Genomic DNA, 20,238 nt, shown 5'->3' with positions numbered 1-20,238 from the left:
AACTTGGCCGAGGCTGGATCCTAGACGAGTGCGAGCCCTCCCTTCTCCTTGATCGCCCGCAGACCGATCGTGCCGTCGGAGCCCATCCCAGACAGGATAACTCCGATGCTCTTCTCCTGCAGATCGTCAGCCAGGGAACGGAAGAAGAAATCGATCGGGAGGCGCAGTCCCCGTGGGGCGTGCGGTTCGAGCAGGTACAGACTCCGGTGGAGCAGGGAGAGGTCATGGCCCGGCGGGATGACGTAGATAGAGTCCGGCCGGATGGTCACAGTCTCCGTGACTTGGATGACCGGCATCGGGGTGGCACGTTGCAGCAGTTCGGGCAGCATCCCAGGCTGGGTCGGGTCGAGGTGCTGGACTATCACGAAGGCCATGCCGCTTTTTTGGGGATACCCTTCAGGAACTGTTCGAGAGCCTCAAGCCCACCGGCCGAGGCTCCGATACCGACGATGGGAAAGTCATCCTTGGATGGCAGGAGGGTCTTCTTTGGCACTGCATCCATGTCCGTGGTCAACTCCGCACCAGATCTCCCGATCGAGATTTCGTCATCGGCCGGGACAGGATCACTGTTCTTGTTCATGCAGGGTCGCCGTCACTATATCTATCTCTCATCCGCCGCATATTTATATAAATAGCATGGAATCGCACCCGTTCCTCTGGTGGCCAGCAGAATGAAGATGGATGCGCCTTCCTGACCCGCAGGTATCCCCGCATCACATCGCCAACCCGACCATAGCAGCACCGGGTTTTGCCAGGGGGTTCGCTGACTAAGAAGAGACGATCCGGAGACGGATCTCGCCAGAAATGGGTATTAAATTCTATTATAATGTCCTCTCGAAGAGGTACATCCCCCAGCCGGCGTACTCCCGCCCGTACCCGAGGTACTCGTCCTGCACCTGGTGGAGGTACTCGGCGACCTCGCCGTACTCCGGGTGGTCGGGGTTCGCTTTCAGCCAGGCTCTGCAGCATCGCCAGATCCCGGTCTCGTACCGCTCCCAGTCCGCATCATCGGCCCTGACCAGGAAGGCGAGATCGAACCCCGCCTCCCCGGCGATCCGGACCAGTTCATACTCAGTCAGGATGTCCTCCCAGTCGCGTGCGAACTCCGGCGGCACCAGTTCGGTCTTCCAGTACCGCTCGCCGAGGAGAACCGCCCCTTCTTGGGCGGTGAAGGTGGTCAGGATCGAAAGGGCGTCGGCCAGGCCGCCGTAGATGAACGCGGCGCCCAGGCAGACGATCAGGTCGTACTGGGTCTCCGGGATATAGGTGGATGCGTCGGTGCAGATGATCCTGACCTGGTCAGAGAGTCCCTTTTCGGCGAGCATCCGCTCTGCCCTGGCACAGGCCTCCGGCCGGATCTCAAGCCCGATGCCGGTGATCCCGAACGCTTCGGCGAGGACGGCAAGGACCGTCCCGTTGCCGGCCCCGACCTCGAGCACCCGCATCCCCGGTTTCAGCCCTGCCGCCTCCCCGACCGCTCGGATCTTCTCAGGCGTGACCGGGTTCATGATCGCCATCGACCCCTGCGAGAGCGTGACCAGATCTAAAAAGTCCATGCGTACTGGTTGTCCTCCACCCTCATCAGTCCATCTCTCCGATCCCGTGGCCGGTATAGTGTCAGATGGGTTTCAGGACTCCTGGCCCGTATCAGCGCCGGTGCTGATGATCGCCTGCACCCGTCCGACCCTGCCGTCGGTCAGCCGGACCTTGATCCCATGTGGGTGCGTCGCCGAGTTGGTCAGGATCGCACTGACGACCCCGCGGGTCAGGGTTCCGCTCCGCTGGTCCTGTTTCTGCACCACGTCGACGGTGATCCCTTGCTTAATCGCACTTCTGAGTGTGGCCTGTCGCTCCGGTCCCATATAAAAAGATTGAACGGCCGGGTTGAACTCTGTTCCTCACCTGCGGGTCTGGGCGTGGTCGATGGAGGCGTTCAGCACTCCTTCCATCAGGGCCAGCGCACCCTCGACCCCGACACACGGTCTCGCCGCCAGCCTGACCTCTCCCCTGATGGGGGGCGCGTAGCCGACGAAGGCTGCACCCGGACTGAGCCTTTCTTCGAACGAGGAGCCGAGGACCAGGTCGGGTGCGGCCTTTTCGAGGAGGCTGGTGACCTGGTCGAGTCCGGTGGCTTCGCAGACCCGGTGGCCGGCCCCTTCCGGCGGCAGCCCCCGGACGCCGATGGCGGCCACATCCGCCCCCAGGTACCGCTCCAGCATACCTGCCGCAGCCATCGCATACGCGTGGCCGCCGAAGATGGCGACCGTCGGGGGGTCGAACCGCAGCAGATACCTGTCGCAGGCGCGGACGATCCGTTCCTCTGCGTCGGTGACCTCGCTGGCGATCACTTCGTAGTCCACGCGGTGGTCCCGGTCGGCCAGACTGGCGAAGGTCTCATCGACCAGGTCGAGGCCGAGGAGGGATCCGCAGGAGTCGCCTGCCGGGGCAGCGAGGTCCGGGTTGGTGCTGATCGAGAACGGGGAGGCATGGTCGACCGCTGCTACCGTATCGGCAGCGAAGATCGTCCCCGGTCCAACTCCGGCCAGCCCGAGCAGCCGGACGGCCTCGTCCCGATTCCCCCGCCAGAACGGGTCGATCCGGGAGATCCCGTCGATCCCGATCCCGTCGGCGTCGGGGTCGACCCGGGGGTCCAGCACAGCGAGGGCTGCCCGGTAACCGGCGTCGGCCCCGCCGGTAAACCCCGGACAGTCGATCACCATCACCGGCACGTCGCAACAGAGCGAGGAGAGGTCCTCCCCCATGATCGCCGGCACGCAGGTGTTCAGGATGGCGAGCCTCGGGTACCGGGGCGCCAGTTCCTGTACAAGGGAGAGAAGCCGTTCTTCGGCGCCGAAGATCACCTCCTCCTCGGTCAGGTAGGTGCAGTGCAGGTCCTTCGAATGGAGGAGCGAGGACGGGTGGAAGAAACATCCGCTCGCCCCGTGGACGATCACCCCGAGGCCAGAGAACCCGCAGAGACAGGCCGCGGCCCCGGTCATCGCACAGGGGACCAGTGGTCCGGCACAGCCGGGGCCCAGATCGGCCGGCCGTTCAGACATCGATCGTCCGCCTCCACTGCTGCAGCATCCGGCGTATGCCGGCTGTCCCGACCGGGAGCGGCACCGGGATCCGGACCGGTGCCCCGTCACTGCTGACGACGAGGCCGAGCCGGTCCGCCAGTTCTGCGGTGAACCGATCGGACGGCTGGCCGAAACGGACCCGGGCGCCCCTGAGACGCTCGAACCGGTCGAGCATCTGCTCCTGGAGGATCGCCTCCTCCTCGACGGCGGCGGTGCCGTCGACAGCACACCGGTCAGCCGCCTCCCGAATGAACCGGAGGGTCCCTTCGAGGCCGACCGGGAACCCGTCCAGGTACGGGGTCGAGAACCGCTGCTGCAGTTCCTCGCCGAACGCTGCAAGGGATGGCTCACGGAGAATGTTCAGGTCCGCCCTTCCGAGCAGGGCGATCTCGCCGGTGCTGATCCCCCGGACAAACCTGAGGTTCACCCCGATCTCTGCCCGGCCGAGCAGCCGTGTCACCTCGGCAGCGTTCTCGTCCACCGCGTACTCCAGGTTCTTCTCCCCGATCAGGTTCACGCAGGGTCCAGAGCCCTGCTCTGCTCTCCCCTCCCGGACCACCGGGGCGAGGCTGGCCAGGGCTGAGAGAGCATTATAAAACCCGGTCGAGAAGACCCCGCCGAGAAACCCCTGTGTCTGCACCGGCACCACCGGGACCGGCCAGTCCTGTCCGCAGACCGAGGCGATATCATCGCCGATGGCCGCGGTCACACAGGTGCCGAGGACCAGAACCGAGGCGTAACCGTCCCTGACGGCATCCCGGATCGCGGCGGTCAACTTCTCCTCGCCGCCGAAGATGATCTCATCCTCACCGATCCGGTCGGAATGGAGTGCAGGAAACGGTCCGCTCTTCTGGTCGAGCAGTGTCGCATAGATCAGAGAAAGGTTGTGGTGGGTGCAGCCGGCAGGGCCATGGATGATACTGATCCCGTCGGTGACCGCGGTCGTGACCGAGAGCGCCCCGGTCAGCGTGCACCCTTCATATCGATATGTATCTGAATGCGAGGTCTTCGAGTTCATTCAACTCTAAGGGTGTCGGGATCGTCAGTGCGGTGTTCGTCAGCACCACCTCTGCCAGTGTTCGGTACGTTGCAGCCTGGGCGGAGTCGGGGGCGTACTCGAGCACCGTCTGCTTGTTCACTTCGGCCAGCTGTACGATGCGGTCGCGGGGGATGTATGCGACCATTTTGCTGCCGATCCGCTCGGCGAACTCTCTGACCAGGTCCTCCTCGCGTTCGATATTCTTGGCATTGCAGATCACGCCCGCAAGCCGGCAGGTGCACTTCGGCCGCTGGGTGAGCCGATTGATCGCCTTGCAGATGTTGTTGGCCGCATACAGGGACATCAGCTCGCCTGAGGTGACCAGGTAGATCTCCTCGGCGTAGCCCTCCCGCATCGGCATCGCGAACCCGCCGCAGACCACATCCCCGAGGACATCGTAGACGACCACATCGGCCGAGAACGCCCCGAGCTGTTCGAGCACCTGGAAGGTCGCAATGATTCCGCGGCCGGCGCAGCCGATCCCCGGTTCAGGCCCCCCGGCTTCGACACAGCGTATGCCCCGGTACCCGGTGTACACCACATCGTCGGTGGTCAGAGTGTTCCCCCCGCGTTCCCGGATCAGGTCGAGCACGGTGGGTATCCAGGTACCATGCATCAGCATCCTGGTGCTGTCGTGCTTGGGGTCGCACCCGATCTGGAGGACGCCGAGTCCCTGCTCAGCGAGTGCTGCGGAGAGGTTAGCCGAGGTCGTGGACTTGCCGATACCGCCCTTGCCATACAGGGCTATCTGCTTCATTGCATACCGGTTGGTCTCCTGAAATATTCAATCTGCTGGTGTTAACCCAAAAAAAGTTGTGTTCTCCCTGTGAGGTCAGGCATGGATCATCGTCAGCATCATCTTGAATCTGGTGACGGCCTCGACGGCATGGGGCTTCTCCGCCGGCATGATGATCATCTCCCCGGCCTTCAGGGTGAACGGTTCGTCTTCGATCGTGATCAGGGCTTCCCCCTCCAGAATCGTCACGATCGCATCATAGGGGGCTGTATGCTCGGAGAGTCCCTCCCCTTGGTCGAATGCAAAGAGGGTGATCGTGCCGCTCTTCTTAAAGACCATCATCCGGCTGACGACCGACCCGGTCTGGTACCCGATCAAATCCACAGGTCTGAGAATCTGTCGCACGAGGTCCTCACGCTGCTCATCTGTCATGATCCACTCCTTGCTGCTCAACAGGGAAGAACCTTGCCCGGTCTGATGTCGGACCACACTAAAAAGAGGGGAGGACTACTCCTCTGTGTTCAGATAATCGTACAGGAACGCTGCGATCAGGGCCCCTGCGATCGGCCCGATGACGTAGATCGGGAAGTTCCCCCAGAAGTTCGAACCACCGAGGAGCATGTCGCCGAGGTACGGACCGAAGGTCCGTGCTGGATTTAAGGAGGCACCGGCTATGTTCCCGGTGGTCGTGATCATCCCGGCTACGGTCAGCCCTATGATCAACCCGGCGAACCCTTCAGGCGCCCGCTTGTCGACTGCGACCCCCATGATCGCCAGCATCAGCACGAACGTCCCGAGCAGTTCAGCAAGGATCGCCGCCCCCATCCCGATCCCCGGGAACGGGTTTGTGGCCCCGAGCCCGCCGATCGTGACAGCGTCCATCCCGGCCGTCGCCGCAAAGAGCAGGCTGCCGAGGGAGGCACCGACCAGCTGTGCGATGATGTAGGCGACCATATCCCCTGCCGGGAACCGCTTCGTCGCCCAGAGGGCGATCGAGACCGCCGGATTGAAGTGCGCCCCGGAGATCCGGCCAAACGCATAGATCCCAGCGGCGATCACGATTCCGAAGGCCAGCCCGATAGCGAGCCAGTCGCCCAGGCCACCGAGGGCCCCGATCCCGATGTTGAACTCGTTGGGTTTTGTCGCCCCGTGTGCGATCATCAGCGTGACCGCCGCCGCCCCTGCCCCGAAGTAGACCAGCAGGAGTGTCCCGACCATCTCGGCGACGGATCGTTTCATCAGTGAGGGCATGATCAGGCCTTCCGGTAGACGCTGACACACTCAGGGCAGAGCATCCGGGGGATCTTCTTTGGGAGTTTTTTTGCAGGGAACGGGTAGCCCCCCTCCCAGGTCTCGACCTCCTCCCTGACCACATGATCCATACAGACGCCCATCCCGCAGACGACGCAGGCTGCGACCGCATCAGAGTCATCTCCCTGCTGCGCACAGATGTAGCACTTCATCTCTAGACCGCCTCTTTCCACTGGCAGTACTGGTGCCTGAAATCCATCAGGGCTGCTGATGCGCAGTTCTTGCATCCCCGGACCGGGGCTGCCGGGTCCTCCTTGTGGAGCGCGATGATGTTGGTCATCATCGTGGCCGTCACCGGCTCACTGGTCAGCAGGCACGGGTAGTCGGCCAGCCGCATCAGGGCCGAGAACCGGACCGTGATCGCACAGGCCGGGTAGGCGTACCGCTGCGGGTTCATCAGCACCTCGTTCTCCCTGATCGGCGAGAGGTCCACCGGGAAGCCGCCCACCGTCGGGGCCAGCTCCTCTGTGGTGCAGCACTGTCCCCGCCGGGCCTTGTCCAGGTACTTCCAGCCGCGGTAGATCATGTCCATGAAGTCGCAGTTGTGCAGTTCGGCGGCTGCCCCTCTGGTCGGGTTCAACTGCACATAGTTGTGGTACCGCTTGGTCAGCAGGTCGACGACCATGATCGCGTTGAACCCGTCCAGTTCAAGGATGTACTCGGTGGCACAGGCGGAGGAGCCGGTGGCGAGGGAGAGCAGGTCGTACTCGCTCTTGAACTTCGGCAGCGCGGCGCGGAGGGACCGTTCCATCACTTCGGTGGCCGCCTCGATGGTGGCCATGATCACATCGTCCTTGCACATGTTGAAGGTGGACTGGGAGATGTGGTGGGCGATATCGCCGACGCAATAGGCCGGGATGGTCAGGATGTTCCCATAGTGGACACCATCGGCGACCGCGGCCATCACTGTCTTCTCCATCTTCTGCCGGTACCCGGCCATGTACTTTCTCTGGTCGAACGAGGTCATACCGACCGAGTCCATCAGCTTTGCCTGAGCCTCGACCGGTTCACGGTAGATCGACTGGAACATGGCGATCTCCTGCTGGACGGCATCCGACAGCGTCGCCCCCGCCTCGATGGCATGGGCGAAGACATCGCCGACGCCGTACGAGGTGTTCATCCCCCAGGACTTGGCAGCGAGGATCGCCTCCTTGTGGGCTTTGGGGATGTCGGTGGTCTTTAAGATCCGGTTCACCACGTTGCTGGTGGACCCCGGGACCAGGGCAAAGTCCACCACACAGGTCGGACCGTAGAACCCGCCGTACCGGCGTGTGGACTCGAGCCCCAGCAGTGCTTCGGATTTTCCGATCTGCGCGACGAACGTGTCGACGCTCTTCTTGAAAGTAGGGTCCTGTTCACAGAGGATCTCCAGCACCACCGGTGTCTGGTAGTGCTCGACGAACGGGTCGTCCTCAGGCCGGATGGTGTTTGTCAGCCCATCGAGTGTCGAGAAGTGGGCCTTCACAGAGCCGGTGTGGAGATCGATCACTGACTGCGCCTGCCCCTCAATCGCGGTCATCTTCTTCACCGCGTCCAGGTAGGCTTCGGCGTCCTTGAGCACAAATTGTGTTCCACGCTTCTTCTTCACGGTCTCGACATCGGCGCGCTGGGCAGCCATCGCCTCGTCGATCATCTTCTCGTACAGTGCTGTCATGGTATTACCTCATCTCTGCAGGATCGCTGGCATCATGATCCCGCGACATAGTGATCACGCTCCTCCTCTTTTAACCTTCTCTTCTGTTCCGGCTGTTGCTGCCCCGGATGCGACTGCCGCCTCCCTGACCGCAGCGGCGACGGCCCTGACCACCCCCCGGTTCAGGACCGAGGGGAGGATCCGATCCCGTGTGGGACGCCGGATCGTGGCGGCCAGGGCAGTGGCGGCGGCCAGTTTCATCTCGTCGGTGACCCTGATCGCTCGTGCATCCAGGGCACCCCGGAAGAAGCCGGGGAAGACGAGAACATTATTGATCTGGTTTGGAAAGTCACTCCTCCCGGTGCCGATCACGGCCGCCCCGGCCCGTGCCGCTTCGTCGGGCATGATCTCAGGGACCGGGTTGGCCATGGCGAAGACGATCGGATCCCTGTTCATCGACCTGACCATCTCCTCGGTCACCACCCCGGGCCCGGAGACCCCGATGCAGACGTCGGCCCCGTTCAGGGCGTCGGCGATCGATCCGGTCCGGCCGGCCCGGTTCGTCTCCTCGCCGATGATGAACTTGTACTTGTTGCTGTACAGTCCATGCCGGTTGCGGTGGATGATCCCCTCCCGATCACAGACCAGCAGTTCCCGGACCGGCCGACAGGCCCGGCTCTCATACCCGATGCACCGGAGGAGCCTGGTGATGGCGAACCCGGCCGCCCCTGCCCCGATGACGACGATCCGGAGATCTTCGAGTCTTTTCCCCGTTGCGGTGCAGGCGTTCATCAGGGCCGCCAGCACCACGATGGCGGTGGCGTGCTGATCGTCGTGCATCACCGGGATGCCGAGGTCCTGCAGTTCCTCCTCGATCTCAAAGCAGCGGGGGGCCGCGATGTCCTCCAGGTTGATCCCCCCAAAGACCGGGGCCAGGTTCCGGATCTGTCCGACGATGTCGGCGGACTGCTCGGCAAAGCAGATCGGAAAGGCGTCGATCCCGGCGAGCCGCTTGAAGAGGGCGGCCTTCCCCTCCATAACCGGTATGGCGGCGGTCCCGCCGATGTTGCCGAGGCCGAGCACGGCCGAACCGTCGGTGACGACCGCCACGGTGTTCCCCTTGATCGTATAGGTGTACGCCAGGGACGGGTCGCGTTCCAGTTCCCTGCAGACCGCGGCAACCCCCGGGGTGTAGGCACGCCCGATGTCCTTTCGGGTGTTGAGCGGTACCGTCGCCTGGACGGCGAGCTTGCCGTGGTGGGCCCGGTGCAGGGCGAGGGCCTCTGCGTAGACGTCCTTCCTCTCTTCTTCGTCGGTCATGTTTCTCCTGATACCTCGAGTGGGGGCTGAGAGTTAAAGGTTCGCTCTGCTCTGGCCGTCACAGCCAGGTCTGTTTCGGGAGGAGGGCTGCAACGAACGCGAGCACCGGTCCGATGATCACCCCTGCCCAGGCGACGAGGCCGACAACTCCGACCACGAGCATCAGCAGTCTGAACCGTCCAGGGGTTGAATCGCCGGCCTTCACCGAGGCTCTGACCGCGGCCGCTCCTGCACCGAGGGCGATCGCCGCCAGCACCAGCGGGACCACGATCAGGGGGCCGGCAGGGGCGAGTTGCAGGGCGATCCCGATCTGGAGAAGGGTGGCGACGCCGGAACCGAGAAAGAGGAGGCCAGCGATGAGGCCGATCCTGGCGGCCGGAATGATCCGCTCTCTTCTCTGCCGCATCGAAAAGAAGAGGAGGCCGATTGCGAGCACCGCCAGGTACGGCCCGCCGATCAGCAGGGGCGACTGTCCCTGCCAGAGCCGGATCCCGATCACGTCGACGGGCACCCGGACCCACTCGATTGGGGAGAACGACTCGAGGGTGCCGGCCGCGAGGGTGTACGGCCCGCCCTCGCCGGGGGTGTAGACGGCGATCACGTAGGTGCCGTCGGCCGGAGCCGTGGCCGAATAGTTCACCGTCCGGAACCCGGCGATCGGGGTGAACGGCTCAAAGTCGGCAACGGCTGGCCTGATCCCCGGGATCACCGCGGCATGGTCGCCGGCGGGCACCCCCACGGTCTTCGGCACAGTCCCCTGCTGCACGACCCCCGGGCCGGCGATCACCAGCCACGGGGCGAAGGTTCCCTCCACCGGGGTCGAGACCGAGAACCGGAGCGGGTCGCCTTTCTGCAGGTCGACCGTGTAGTAATGGGCCTCGCCGGCCTCGTGGAGGGTACTGTAGATTGCATAGGAGACGGCTGGGTCCTGGATCTTCACGGCCGTGGCCAGGGTGGTGTGGTCCCCCGGCAGAACCGGGACATGGGCGGCCGCCGGCAGGATCACCAGCAGCAGGATCAGCAGCACGTGCGCTGCCTGGAGAGCGTGGCGCATACTCGCTATCGGGACGGCGCATGTATTTAAACAGTGGGTTCTCCTGCGTTGATGCCCGGGAGTGTTAGAAATAGATAACATTATTATGGGTTGATGTTAGAAATAAATAACATTCAGGAGTAATACCATGAAACAGAGAAACCTCTACCGGCTGGTCGTCGGGGCACTGATGGTCATCAGCGGCCTCGCCTCGATGATACTGACTGCAGGTGAAGCGATCACCGGCTCCATGCTGCTCTTTGCAGGGTGTGCCTTCCTGGCCGTCGGGATCGTCCGGCACCGACAGTACGGCGATGACCTTGAATCTGACGAGCGGTCCAGGAAGATCGGGGCCTACGGTCTTTCGTATGCCTGGCTGACCGGCCTCTTCTTTATGTTCGCCCTCTTCTGGCTGGACTACCTGAACCTGCTCAGGCTGGGCACCCAGAGCGCTCTCGCCCTCTCGGTGGTCGTTCTTGCCCTGTCAGGCCGCCTGTACCAGGTGTACCTGTTCCGGAAGGGGGATATCGAATGATCGGCGTGCCGGCGACACGACATCGGAACCCCTTCTCTCTCCTCGCCGGCGGGCTCTTCCTGCTCTGTGGGGTCCTGGCCCTCGCCATGAGACGGGAGGATCTCGTCACCGGGGGCTTTCTGCTGCTGGTGGGTGTTGGCTCCCTCGCGGTAGGACTCGCTCGGCCGGGAACGTTCGGCGGAAGCCCCGAGTCCACCCTCTTTGGACTGTGGGCTGATGAACGGTCAAAGCAGATCGGTGCCCGCGGCCTCTCGTATGCCTGGTTGACCGGTCTCTTCTTTATGTTCGTCCTCTTCTGGCTGGACTACCTGAACCTGCTCAGACTCGGGACGCAGATCTCCCTGGCCCTGTCGATCGTGGTGCTGGTCCTCTCGGCCCGGCTCTATCAGATGTATCTGTGCCGGAGAGGAGACCGATGACCGCCCTGTTGGCATCTGGGGTGCAACCATGCAGACCAGAATAAAAGAGTATCGGGTGCGGGTCGGCCTGACCCAGGACGATCTGGCCAGAAGAGTCGGGGTGCGACGGGAGACGATCGTCTTCCTCGAGCAGGGAAAGTACAACCCCTCGCTCAAACTCGCCCATGACGTCGCCGTGGCCCTGCATGCCACGATCGACGACCTCTTCATCTTCGAGGAGAATGAATAAGCACGAGACCCCGGAGAGGGAGGTCATGCGGTCTCATGTACGAACCGGTACGTCCCTCTTGGCACCGTGATCGTGAACCGTGCCCCGCTCCCCGCATCGCCGGTCTCTCTGATAGTGATACCGCTGATCGACAGGATCTCGCGGACAAGGAAGAGTCCGAGCCCGGTATTCTCCCCGAATCCGCGGTCGAAGATCCGGTCCTTCACCTCTGCAGGGATGCCGGCCCCGTTGTCCTCCCACACAATCGCCAGATCCTCTCCCACCTGATGGACCGATACCGTGATCTCGGTCACCCGCTGGCCGTGCCTGATGGAGTTGTCGAGGAGATTGAAGAAGACTCGTTCGAACATCAGGTCTGCGAAGATCAGGACGTCCTGCAGATCGAGGATCAGGGTGACTTCTGGAGGCAGGTGCAGACGATGCAGGACGGCACTGAGCAACTGCCACTGCGGTTCGTGGGTGCCGAGATCCTGGTAGATCCGGGTGAATTCGATCTGGGACTGGATCGTCCTGGTTGCCGTCTCCATCCTTCTGAAGTACTCGTTCAGGGTGGGATCCGGAGATATCATCTCTGCGATCCCGAGGTATCCGAGGATGATGGTGACCATGTTGAGGATATCATGCCGGGTGATGCCGGAGAGCAGGGTGAGCTGCCGATTCGCCTGCCGCAGCCCCTCCTCTGCCCGTTTGCGCTCGGTGATGTCGGTGACCACGGCCAGAAATGCTGGCTCCCCCATGAATGTGATCCCCGTGGCATTGATGCTCCCGATCTTCTTCTCGCCCTCTTTAACCAGAAGCGCCGCTTCGTAGATCGGGATGGCCTCCCGCAGCATCCGTCTCTGGATATTGCCCTGTACCAGTTCCCTGCTTTCAGGGGCGATGAAGTCCAGGAGATGCCGGCCGATCAGGTCCTGCTGGGCCACGCCGGCCACCTCGGCTATGGCCCGGTTTGCGTACAGGATGATGCCGTCCCGGTGGACGATCAGGTACTCGGGCAGGTTATCCACAAGGTTTCGATAGCGTTCTTCACTTTTGCGGAGAGCGTCCTCCATCTTCTTCTGTTCGGTGATGTCCCGGATCACCCCGATGACTCTCTTCGGCCTTCCTGCCTCATCCCGGACAATCTCTGCGACAGAGGTGATGAACCGCTGAGGAGCGCCATCTGCAGGATCGATGGAGTATTCGAGATCATAGGGCGTACCCTCGGCGAGCAGGTCGACGAGTGCCTGGTGCACCCTCCTCCGTTCCGAAATACAGGCTTCGATCAGATCGATCGGCAGCTCGTCCGTCAAGGGGTGAAGTCCGAAGATCGTGAACGCCTCTTCAGATGCCCGGATCTTCCCGGTTGCCGGATCGAACTCCCAGCTACCGGTATGTCCGATCTCTTGGGCCCTCCGCAATCGGGCTTCATTCAATCGGAGAAGTTCTTCCGCCCGTTTCCGTTCGGAGATGTCCCTGATGAGCGCCCACATCCCTGATGGCCGGCCTGCTTCATCCCTGACCAGGAATGTGCGCAATTCTACCGGAAAGATTGTGCCGTCCTTCCGTTGGTACTCCTTCTCATAGGTATCCGAATGACCCCGGAGGAGGATCTGGTCGTTGATGATCTGTTGTTCATAGGCATGCCATTGCTTCGGGGTCAGGTCCCGGTAGGTCTGGGTGGATAACTCCTCCTCTGAGTATCCCAGCATCTCCCGGTAGGCCGAATTGAATTCCTGGATCCGACCGGTCATATCGACAACAACGTACGCATCCTGCATGCTCTCGTACAGTCTCCGATACCTGGACTCTGAGCGGCGCAGGGCTTCTTCAGCCTGCTTGTTCTCGGTGATGTCGGTGACGACCCCTTCGACGGCGATCAGACTGCCTTCCTTGTTTTTTATCGACGTATTCCGCTGGTTCATCCACCGGACTTCTCCGGATTTATGCACAATCTGGAACTCATAGGAGGGGGGGATGTCCCCTGCAAGGAGCCTCATCCACATCTGCCTGAAATAATCCTGCCATGCAGGATGAACGATCGATTGTTGCAACAGAGGATTCTGATAAAAATCTTCCGGGCTATATCCGAACAGGGTCCGGGATGCAGGGCTCACATACTCGTACCGACCATCCGGAACAGAAATGTGAAAGATCACGTCGAGAGAATTCTCAGCGAGCAGCCTGTACTGCTCTTCGCTCTTCCGGAGCGACTCTTCGGCTCTGCGCTCTTTGATGACATTCCAGAGGCCGTGCATCAGCAGCGAGAGTTCCCGTACATCCCGATCATCATACTCGGTCCGTTTATTGCCGACCCCGGCCACCATTACGATGTGGGCGCCATCGAAGACCGGAATGTTCATGTGCCGGGTGATGGGGACATGCCCTGTGGGGAATCCCCGTTTGAGTGGACTGGGGGCTGCATAGTCGTTGGTGATCACAGGACGGCGCTGCCGGATAGCCTCTCCCCACAACCCGGTCGACTCTACGGGGTATTCGAGAGGTTTTGTTGGGGTTTCACACTCCTTCATCGCCTCTGCTGACCAGGCGTGCATCGTCATCACCGTCTCATCGTCGTTGACAAAGGCGAGATATCCAACAGAGCTGGCGGTGATCACCACGGCCTTCTCTATGGCAAAGGTCATCAACTCCCGAAGTGGCGCCAGAGCCATCTGGTGGAAGGTCACGAGCGTTTCAAAGCGGATCTCGTCCTGTTTCAGTGCATCCCCGATACGCTTCCGTTCGACGGCGTTTTTGATCTTATGGGCCAGTTCGGCGAACTGCGATCGTGGGTCTCCCCCCTTCTGGATATACGAATCGGCCCCATTGTTGATCGCCTCGATGACCACCTCCTCCCTTCCCTTTCCGGTGAAGAGGATGAAGGGAAGATCCCCGAAGATCGCCCGGGTCTTCTTGAGAAAGACGATACCGTCCATCCCTGGCATCTGGTAATCGGCAACGACCGCATCGAACCTGGTCTCCTGCATCATGGTCAGGGCTTCTATCGCCGAGGTGATCGTGGCCAGGGTGAACTCTCCCTGCTGTTCGAGGATCAGTTTCGCTATCTCGAGGAGGGCCGGTTCGTCATCGACATAGAGGACACTGTACATCGGATGCACCCAGACATGGGTCGATGCACGCTGATGTTATATATTGATGGTCATGGGGAGTCCTGACCCTGCCGGGAGTCCCGGTCTTGAAAAATAAGGTTAAACGAAAATCGGGAGATGATCGGATCAGCAGGAAAACATCTCTCCCGGCCAGTTCTCACTCGCCTGGCCTTGGACAGGCGACACCCTTGTTGTCGCAGGGGATGCACCGCTCGAGTTTGTCATCGATCACACGATAGGCATTGGCCAGCACCGACGAATTGGAGATCAGCCCCGCGAGCAGCACCACCTCGAGGATCTCCTCCCGGCTCGCCCCCATCTTCAGAGCGGCCTGCATGTGGTATCCGGTGCAGTGGGTGCACTTCAGGGCCGCCCCGACAGCGAGACAGATCAGTTCGACATACTTCGGGTCCAGCGTACTCGTCTCCGCCACTGTCCCCTTATAGAGCAGGTGCGAGATGAGCACCTCCGGCCGTTCCGCCATCCGGCGAAAGATCAGCGGCACCTTCCCGTACTCCTGCTCGATGTCCTTCATCCAGTTCTCGCAGGTCTGCTCTGCGCCGTTGTCGGCGATCCCCTGCAACAGTTCTTCAAACGTCTCTTTTGCCATCTTTCACACCATACAGTTGGTCTCAGAGAACGGCAGGATCCTGACCATCATGTAGTCCCGCATCCGGGAGGGCTCGATCGTGGCGATCGAGCCGAGCGTGATCCCGTCCTCCAGCTCCAGTTCCCTCAGTCGGCTTGCAAACGTATCGTACGGGAGTTTCACCCTGAGTGCCGCGATCTGCACGGTGATCGGCGTCGGAGAGGTCACCTCTCTGATCTCGGGCACCTTCTCGTTGATGACGGCCATCAGCCGTGCCGGCGAGATCGAGAGCGGATCCTTCGCGATCTCTGCCCGCCGTTCGTCGAGCACCCGGGTGACCTCGGCGACGACCGTATCGAGCTTCCCCAGTTCATCGGCCTCCCTGGTCCTGTGCATGAACCGCCCGATATCTCCGACATAGCCGGCCACCGGCGGATCGGCGATCCGTTCCAGAGCCTCCCGGCTCGGTCTCCCGGTCAGGACGATCGGGACCTTGATGCCGCGCCTGAGAACCGGCAGTTTCTTCTTGATACAGTTCTCGAAGTTGCCGAGCAGGTAGACCGCGATGTCGTGTTCGTTGATCACGTCCCGCTCTTCGTCGTTCAGCATCGCGATCCGCTTGCCGAAGCCCCGGGCGAGGCCGATCATGTTGGACTTGGCCCCGAGCCTTCTCACATACTCGGCGATGTCGCAGGCAGGGTGGGGCAGATGATGGATCTCGAGGGACGGGGTCACGATGGCGATCTCGGTGCCGACCAGCGGAGATTCGGTCACCTCCCCCATCAGCGGTTTTCCGATCTGTCGGATCAGTTCGATGTCCTCCTTCGGGACGAGCGCCAGCAGCACCACCTCGGTCGCGATCAGGTGCTTCTGGATCACATATCCGCCCAGGTCCTCGATCAGATCGACGATCTCGTCGTGCCGGTAGACCCCGCCCTTGTAGGTGACCGGGACCAGGATCATGGGTGCTCCCCCATCCTGGCCCACTGTTCGTTGAGCAGGTCGTCGGCCGCAGCCAGGAGCGTGTTCTCGCTCGCCATGTACGAGAACCGATCGCCGCCGTACCGTTCTCTGCGCACCTTGAACCCCTCAGGGGCGATATTGGTCATTGCGTAGATCAGATCCTTAAAGAGCGTCTCGCTCGGGTCCTTGACGATCAAGTCCTGCAGGTTCGGGTCGACCGGCCGGTCGGCCGTGATCGTGATGTTGAACCGGTCTGGCTGGTCGACGGCCGGCTTTCCATACTTCTCCCAGAGGATGTCGAGCAAGGGAGCCAGGTAGGTCTCGTCTCCGATGGCGATCGTCGCGGTCTGCCCCTCGACCGTAACCGAGGAGAAGTCGCGGAGGTGCACCTCGGTCGGCAGTCTCCTGAGCACGCCGACCGCGATGAAGATCGGGATCTCCGGATCGATATAGATGCGCAGTTTCTCGATCACCCTGACCAGGTTGTGGTCGAGGAGCACGTCCGCGGCGATCTCCTTGTAGGCTGCGCCCCCGTCCGGTTCGGTCGACTCGACCTCGAAGTACTCAAGACCCGCCATTCTTTACGCTCCTTTCTCGATGAACCCGGAGGCGAGCAGTGCAGACCCGACGGCCCCGATGTACTGCGAATACTTCGGGACCAGCACCTCGGTCTGGAGCAGTTCGCCCATCGCATGGACCAGCCCCTCGATCAGGGAGGTGCCGCCGACCATGATCACCGGCTCTTTGATGTCCACCTCCTGCAGCTGCTGTTCATAGACCTGCTCGGCGACCGAGTGGCAGGCTGCAGCGGCCACATCCTCAGGCCGCGAGCCGGCGGCCAGGGCGTTCACCAGGCTCTGCGTCCCGAAGACGATACAGTAACTGTTCATCGGCACCTTCGCACCGAACCCTTTCATCGCCAGCGGCCCGAGTTCGGTGATATCCACACCGAGCCGTTTTGCCGTCATCTCCAGGAAACGACCGCTTGCGCCGGCACAGATCCCGCCCATCGTGAAGACACCCGGGATCCCGTCCTGGACCGTGATCGCCTTGTTGTCCATCCCCCCGATGTCGATCACCGTCGCAAACCCGTGCTGCCTGTCGGCCAGGTAGACGGCTCCTTTGGAGTTGACGGTCAGCTCCTCCTGGATCAGGTCGGCCTTGAAGGAGGCCCCGATCAGGAACCGCCCGTAGCCGGTACATCCGATCGCCTGGATATCGTCCATCTTGATCCCGGCCTCTTCGAGAGCCAGGGCGACCACGTCATCGGCACTCTTCTGCACCTCGGTCGTCGGCCTCCAACCAGTGCCGATGATCTCGTTGTCCTTCATGATTACAGCCTTGGTCGTGGCCGACCCGCTGTCCAGGCCGAGGGTGATCCCTTCCTGCCGCTCCCTCGCCAGCAGGGCCCGCCTCCGAGCGATGGTGGTCAGCGCCTCCATCCTGGTCAGCAGCGTCCCCGACGTGGTCCGCTCGGTGAACGAGTAACTGACCACCGGCAGGTGCGAGTTCTCATGGATATACCGCCTCAGTTCGTTCCTGACGATGGCGGCCTCGGCACAGCGGAAGCAGGTCGCAATGAAGACCGCGTCCGCCTCGACCTGCCCGTCGACCAGCGCCCTGGCCCTGGCGATGGCGAGTTTTAAGTCGGCGCTCCGGACATCGAGGCCGAACTCGGTGAACGACTTCTTGATGTCGGCGAGCTTGATGTCAGGGAAGAAGATCTCGGCATCCACAGCATGGGCGGCATCCTCGATCTCCTTCTGCACCCCTGAGTACTCGGCCCCGCACGAGAGCTGGGCGATCCTGACCGGCTGGCTCATGCCGATCCTCCTGGCAACGATTCGAGGAACTCCCTGACCGCCCTGACGAACTGGATCCCTTCGTCCTCGTTCTTCGGATACTTCAGTTCGAGCAGGGGCATCTTTCTCTTGTGAAGGAGGAACTTGATCAGTTCATCGGTTCGGGCGCAGCCCATGCACCCGAACGAAAAGTCAGCTTCATTGACGATGATTCCTGCATCGGCCTCGTCGATCATCGGGCCGTACAGCGACATCCGCCCCCGGACCCCGGAGGGGACCTCGACGGCTGCATACCGGAGCCCTTTTTTTGGTTCCTCGGGGGTGATCTGCAGCGGCGGGGACTCCACCCCTGCGGTCTGGATGCGTTCCCTGATGGCGAGGGCTGCGCCGAGCGGCTTGTGCCCCCACCGTGCGACCAGATCTGAAAGGATCAGGCTTGTTGCGGGGTAGATGAATACCTTGGCCATTCTAGGACTCCTGGTTGATGATATTTCGGAATGTATCGATATCGAGCGGCTCGTCATCAGAACCGGTCTTCTGTTCACTGTGCTTCTTCTGCTGGTCGGTGGCGGCCGGCTTTCTGTCATCCAGGGCGGCGATGCCCTTTGCGATGAACCGGACCAGCCTCATCTCGTTCTCATGGCCATAGTAACCCGGGCGTGCCCCGCCGAGGTTCGCCCTGCACCGGCGGTGATCACCTGGCGGGAACCCCCGGTCCTTGACGAAGATATGGGTCGGGTCGACGGTCCGGAGGACCGCGATCACCTTCTCGACCTCACCCTCATCCCCGGTGATCTGCAGCCCAAAGCAGGTCTCCTTGATCATCACGCCCTCGGAGATCTCATAGGCCCGCTGGGCCAGTTCTGCAGGAGTGGTGTCAGCGGATTCCACAAACACATACTTGGTAACGGACCCCGGATAGAGCGGAACATACTCTGTCATCGCCTCGCCTCCCGTATATAGACGATTTGCCCTTCTTTGAGAGCTTTGAGTTTATCGATGCCGATGACCGTGCCGATCAGGTTGGTCCCGTCGAACGGTTCGGAGGTCGGCCCGAACTCTGAATTTTCACTCAACCGTATACCGACCATTCCGGCCCCTTTCCGGGCATCGTTGGTCAGCCCAAGCGCTGCTGCCGGGGCACTCCCCACCGGGATGTTCTCCGGGTTGATCGAAACCCTGGTTGGGATCTTCGGCTTGAAGAGGTAGACATCCTCGAACATGAAGAAGAGCGGCAGGGTGCCGATGTCATGCCAGAAGAGGCCGGTCAGCCGCCGGAAGATGGCGGTCGAGGTCGGGGCGTGCTGGTCGTCGAGGACCAGGTCGATCACCTGCGAGAGTGCGACCGTCTGAAACGCGACCTCTCCGGCAGCCAGCACCTCGAGGGTGGTCGGTGGGGTCTGGGCGATCACCACCCGGTCGGGCTCTTCACTGTCGGCGGTCACCTTCAGACCGCGAGCCCTGCCACTGCTGATCGCCTCTGTCAGCGATCTGCCGAGCATGTCGAACCGCGGGGGCGTCACCTGGATCGCCACCCGCTCCCCGGCCTTTGCGAGTTTGACCAGTTCGATGCCGTGGGTGACCTGCCCGACGACCGAATGGCTGGCGATCCCGGGCACGTCCTCCTTGTAGATGTAGATGCAGCCGGAACCGCTTCCCCTGGTCCGGACGGTGACCGTCCCTTCCCGCCTTCCCTTCGTATGTTCAGAAGTAACCTGGGTGCCGGCCATCCGCTCGTCCCTGATGTGGGTGGAGGCCACCCGGTCAGCAGTCAGGTATCCGTCGTCCAGGGCCAGCAGCAGATGCTCGACCGAGGTTGCGGTCTGGGTGCTGATCCCGTCGGGGTCATACCCCTCGGCAGTCACCTCGATGTGGGTGATGATGGCCATCCCGTCCTCGAGAAGGAGGGCGGGGTCATGGGTCGTGAACGATCGGCTCGTATCGGCCCAGGAGAGGATCGGGCTGATCCCCTCGATATGGTCTCCGGTGGTCCACCGGTCCAGCACCCCCCTGCCGCTGACGACCCTGCCAATCACACCGCCGCCTGCCGCTGCCCCGTGGTCTGCGGTGTGCCGGGTCCTGGAGAAGACCAGGTGGGACTGTGCAGGGTTATAGCCCACGCAGCCGAGGATCAGGTCTCCCCGCTCGTACAGGTGTGGCCGCCTCTCTGGCGCCAATTCTGAAACAAACGGTCCGAAAGCCGCACTGTTCCGGTCGGCATAGTGGAGGGGGAGGATTCCTATGGCCAGGAACCGGGTGGGATCGGCCAGCATCTCGGCGACGATCTCGCCACTGGTCGTCCTGACCTGCAGGTTTTTGGTGGTCTCCTGTGCAAGCGTGCCCGGGCGTATCACACCGACAACGGTGGATATGTCATGGTCTGGGAGCAGATCGCCGAGTTTCGTCGTCCCGGTGATCTCTGTCCTGACTCCGTCCAGAAGGATCGATCCCATACGTTCC

The 20,238-nt window shown here is 62.0% G+C and carries 24 protein-coding genes; 3 read left to right on the top strand and 21 right to left on the bottom strand.

Going from position 1 to position 20,238, the window contains the following annotated elements:
- Positions 1 to 20: 20 nt before the first annotated feature.
- The 13 genes from ACFKSJ_RS08275 to ACFKSJ_RS08215 form a co-directional block, all read right to left on the bottom strand.
- Positions 21 to 374, bottom strand: coding sequence for a chemotaxis protein CheB (locus ACFKSJ_RS08275; protein WP_440949328.1), 354 nt, complete (start codon positions 372 to 374; stop codon positions 21 to 23).
- Complete coding sequence (locus tag ACFKSJ_RS08270) at positions 362 to 580, bottom strand: hypothetical protein (protein WP_440949327.1); 219 nt, start codon at positions 578 to 580, stop codon at positions 362 to 364. Before ACFKSJ_RS08270 ends, ACFKSJ_RS08275 begins: the two co-directional genes overlap by 13 nt.
- A 241-nt stretch (positions 581 to 821) precedes the next feature.
- Entirely contained in the window at positions 822 to 1,556 is a 735-nt protein-coding gene (locus tag ACFKSJ_RS08265; protein WP_440949326.1) for an SAM-dependent methyltransferase, read from the bottom strand.
- Positions 1,557 to 1,628: 72 nt separating this feature from the next.
- Positions 1,629 to 1,862: a YwbE family protein gene (locus ACFKSJ_RS08260; RefSeq protein ID WP_440949325.1), complete on the bottom strand. Its 234-nt coding sequence runs from the start codon at positions 1,860 to 1,862 to the stop codon at positions 1,629 to 1,631.
- Positions 1,863 to 1,898: 36 nt separating this feature from the next.
- Positions 1,899 to 3,059, bottom strand: a complete 1,161-nt coding sequence (locus ACFKSJ_RS08255) for a nitrogenase component 1 (RefSeq protein WP_440949324.1) — start codon at positions 3,057 to 3,059, stop codon at positions 1,899 to 1,901.
- Complete coding sequence (locus ACFKSJ_RS08250) at positions 3,052 to 4,098, bottom strand: nitrogenase component 1 (protein ID WP_440949323.1); 1,047 nt, start codon at positions 4,096 to 4,098, stop codon at positions 3,052 to 3,054. The genes ACFKSJ_RS08255 and ACFKSJ_RS08250 overlap by 8 nt, the downstream gene beginning before the upstream one ends.
- Entirely contained in the window at positions 4,058 to 4,876 is an 819-nt protein-coding gene (gene cfbC / locus ACFKSJ_RS08245) for a Ni-sirohydrochlorin a,c-diamide reductive cyclase ATP-dependent reductase subunit (RefSeq protein ID WP_440949322.1), read from the bottom strand. The genes ACFKSJ_RS08250 and cfbC overlap by 41 nt, the downstream gene beginning before the upstream one ends.
- A 75-nt stretch (positions 4,877 to 4,951) precedes the next feature.
- Positions 4,952 to 5,287 carry a cupin domain-containing protein gene (locus tag ACFKSJ_RS08240; protein ID WP_440949321.1) on the bottom strand — a complete coding sequence of 112 codons (336 nt, stop codon included), beginning with the start codon at positions 5,285 to 5,287 and terminating at the stop codon, positions 4,952 to 4,954.
- A gap of 75 nt (positions 5,288 to 5,362) precedes the next feature.
- Positions 5,363 to 6,106, bottom strand: coding sequence for an MIP/aquaporin family protein (locus ACFKSJ_RS08235; RefSeq protein ID WP_440949320.1), 744 nt, complete (start codon positions 6,104 to 6,106; stop codon positions 5,363 to 5,365).
- A 2-nt stretch (positions 6,107 to 6,108) separates the two neighbouring features.
- Complete coding sequence (locus tag ACFKSJ_RS08230) at positions 6,109 to 6,318, bottom strand: DUF2180 family protein (protein ID WP_440949319.1); 210 nt, start codon at positions 6,316 to 6,318, stop codon at positions 6,109 to 6,111.
- A 2-nt stretch (positions 6,319 to 6,320) separates the two neighbouring features.
- The gene (locus ACFKSJ_RS08225; protein ID WP_440949318.1) at positions 6,321 to 7,820 is read right to left on the bottom strand and encodes a DUF2193 domain-containing protein; all 1,500 of its coding nucleotides are present in this window, start codon (positions 7,818 to 7,820) and stop codon (positions 6,321 to 6,323) included.
- A 54-nt stretch (positions 7,821 to 7,874) separates the two neighbouring features.
- Entirely contained in the window at positions 7,875 to 9,119 is a 1,245-nt protein-coding gene (locus ACFKSJ_RS08220) for an NAD(P)-dependent malic enzyme (protein ID WP_440949317.1), read from the bottom strand.
- Positions 9,120 to 9,177: 58 nt separating this feature from the next.
- Positions 9,178 to 10,173 carry a hypothetical protein gene (locus ACFKSJ_RS08215; RefSeq protein WP_440949316.1) on the bottom strand — a complete coding sequence of 332 codons (996 nt, stop codon included), beginning with the start codon at positions 10,171 to 10,173 and terminating at the stop codon, positions 9,178 to 9,180.
- Between the two features lie 127 nt (positions 10,174 to 10,300).
- On the opposite strand from ACFKSJ_RS08215, the gene ACFKSJ_RS08210 reads away from it, so the two are divergent.
- Genes ACFKSJ_RS08210 through ACFKSJ_RS08200 form a run of 3 tightly spaced genes read left to right on the top strand, consistent with a single transcriptional unit; the run spans position 10,301 to position 11,335 of the window.
- Positions 10,301 to 10,687: a hypothetical protein gene (locus ACFKSJ_RS08210; protein WP_440949315.1), complete on the top strand. Its 387-nt coding sequence runs from the start codon at positions 10,301 to 10,303 to the stop codon at positions 10,685 to 10,687.
- The gene (locus ACFKSJ_RS08205) at positions 10,684 to 11,106 is read left to right on the top strand and encodes a hypothetical protein (protein WP_440949314.1); all 423 of its coding nucleotides are present in this window, start codon (positions 10,684 to 10,686) and stop codon (positions 11,104 to 11,106) included. Before ACFKSJ_RS08210 ends, ACFKSJ_RS08205 begins: the two co-directional genes overlap by 4 nt.
- Before the next feature lie 28 nt (positions 11,107 to 11,134).
- The gene (locus tag ACFKSJ_RS08200; protein WP_440949313.1) at positions 11,135 to 11,335 is read left to right on the top strand and encodes a helix-turn-helix transcriptional regulator; all 201 of its coding nucleotides are present in this window, start codon (positions 11,135 to 11,137) and stop codon (positions 11,333 to 11,335) included.
- A gap of 23 nt (positions 11,336 to 11,358) precedes the next feature.
- On the opposite strand, the gene ACFKSJ_RS08195 is transcribed toward ACFKSJ_RS08200, so the two are convergent.
- The 8 genes from ACFKSJ_RS08195 to mmp3 form a co-directional block, all read right to left on the bottom strand.
- Positions 11,359 to 14,424, bottom strand: a complete 3,066-nt coding sequence (locus tag ACFKSJ_RS08195; RefSeq protein WP_440949312.1) for a PAS domain S-box protein — start codon at positions 14,422 to 14,424, stop codon at positions 11,359 to 11,361.
- A 157-nt stretch (positions 14,425 to 14,581) separates the two neighbouring features.
- A complete protein-coding gene (locus tag ACFKSJ_RS08190; RefSeq protein ID WP_440949311.1) occupies positions 14,582 to 15,034 on the bottom strand; it encodes a carboxymuconolactone decarboxylase family protein in 453 nt (150 codons plus the stop codon).
- A 3-nt stretch (positions 15,035 to 15,037) separates the two neighbouring features.
- Positions 15,038 to 15,976, bottom strand: coding sequence for a methanogenesis marker 7 protein (locus tag ACFKSJ_RS08185; RefSeq protein WP_440949310.1), 939 nt, complete (start codon positions 15,974 to 15,976; stop codon positions 15,038 to 15,040).
- Positions 15,973 to 16,554: a methanogenesis marker 17 protein gene (locus ACFKSJ_RS08180; protein WP_440949309.1), complete on the bottom strand. Its 582-nt coding sequence runs from the start codon at positions 16,552 to 16,554 to the stop codon at positions 15,973 to 15,975. Before ACFKSJ_RS08180 ends, ACFKSJ_RS08185 begins: the two co-directional genes overlap by 4 nt.
- A gap of 3 nt (positions 16,555 to 16,557) precedes the next feature.
- A complete protein-coding gene (locus ACFKSJ_RS08175) occupies positions 16,558 to 17,799 on the bottom strand; it encodes a methanogenesis marker 15 protein (RefSeq protein ID WP_440949308.1) in 1,242 nt (413 codons plus the stop codon).
- Positions 17,796 to 18,245: a methanogenesis marker 5 protein gene (locus ACFKSJ_RS08170; RefSeq protein ID WP_440949307.1), complete on the bottom strand. Its 450-nt coding sequence runs from the start codon at positions 18,243 to 18,245 to the stop codon at positions 17,796 to 17,798. Before ACFKSJ_RS08170 ends, ACFKSJ_RS08175 begins: the two co-directional genes overlap by 4 nt.
- A gap of 1 nt (position 18,246) precedes the next feature.
- The gene (locus ACFKSJ_RS08165; RefSeq protein ID WP_440949306.1) at positions 18,247 to 18,720 is read right to left on the bottom strand and encodes a methanogenesis marker 6 protein; all 474 of its coding nucleotides are present in this window, start codon (positions 18,718 to 18,720) and stop codon (positions 18,247 to 18,249) included.
- The gene (mmp3, locus tag ACFKSJ_RS08160) at positions 18,717 to 20,231 is read right to left on the bottom strand and encodes a methyl-coenzyme M reductase-associated protein Mmp3 (protein ID WP_440949305.1); all 1,515 of its coding nucleotides are present in this window, start codon (positions 20,229 to 20,231) and stop codon (positions 18,717 to 18,719) included. Before mmp3 ends, ACFKSJ_RS08165 begins: the two co-directional genes overlap by 4 nt.
- Positions 20,232 to 20,238: the final 7 nt, after the last annotated feature.

The organism is Methanosphaerula subterraneus (assembly GCF_052055875.1).
GTDB lineage: Archaea > Halobacteriota > Methanomicrobia > Methanomicrobiales > Methanospirillaceae > Methanosphaerula > Methanosphaerula subterraneus.
Note: the sequence above shows the minus strand (reverse complement) of the source record. Positions and strands in the feature narration are given on the sequence as shown.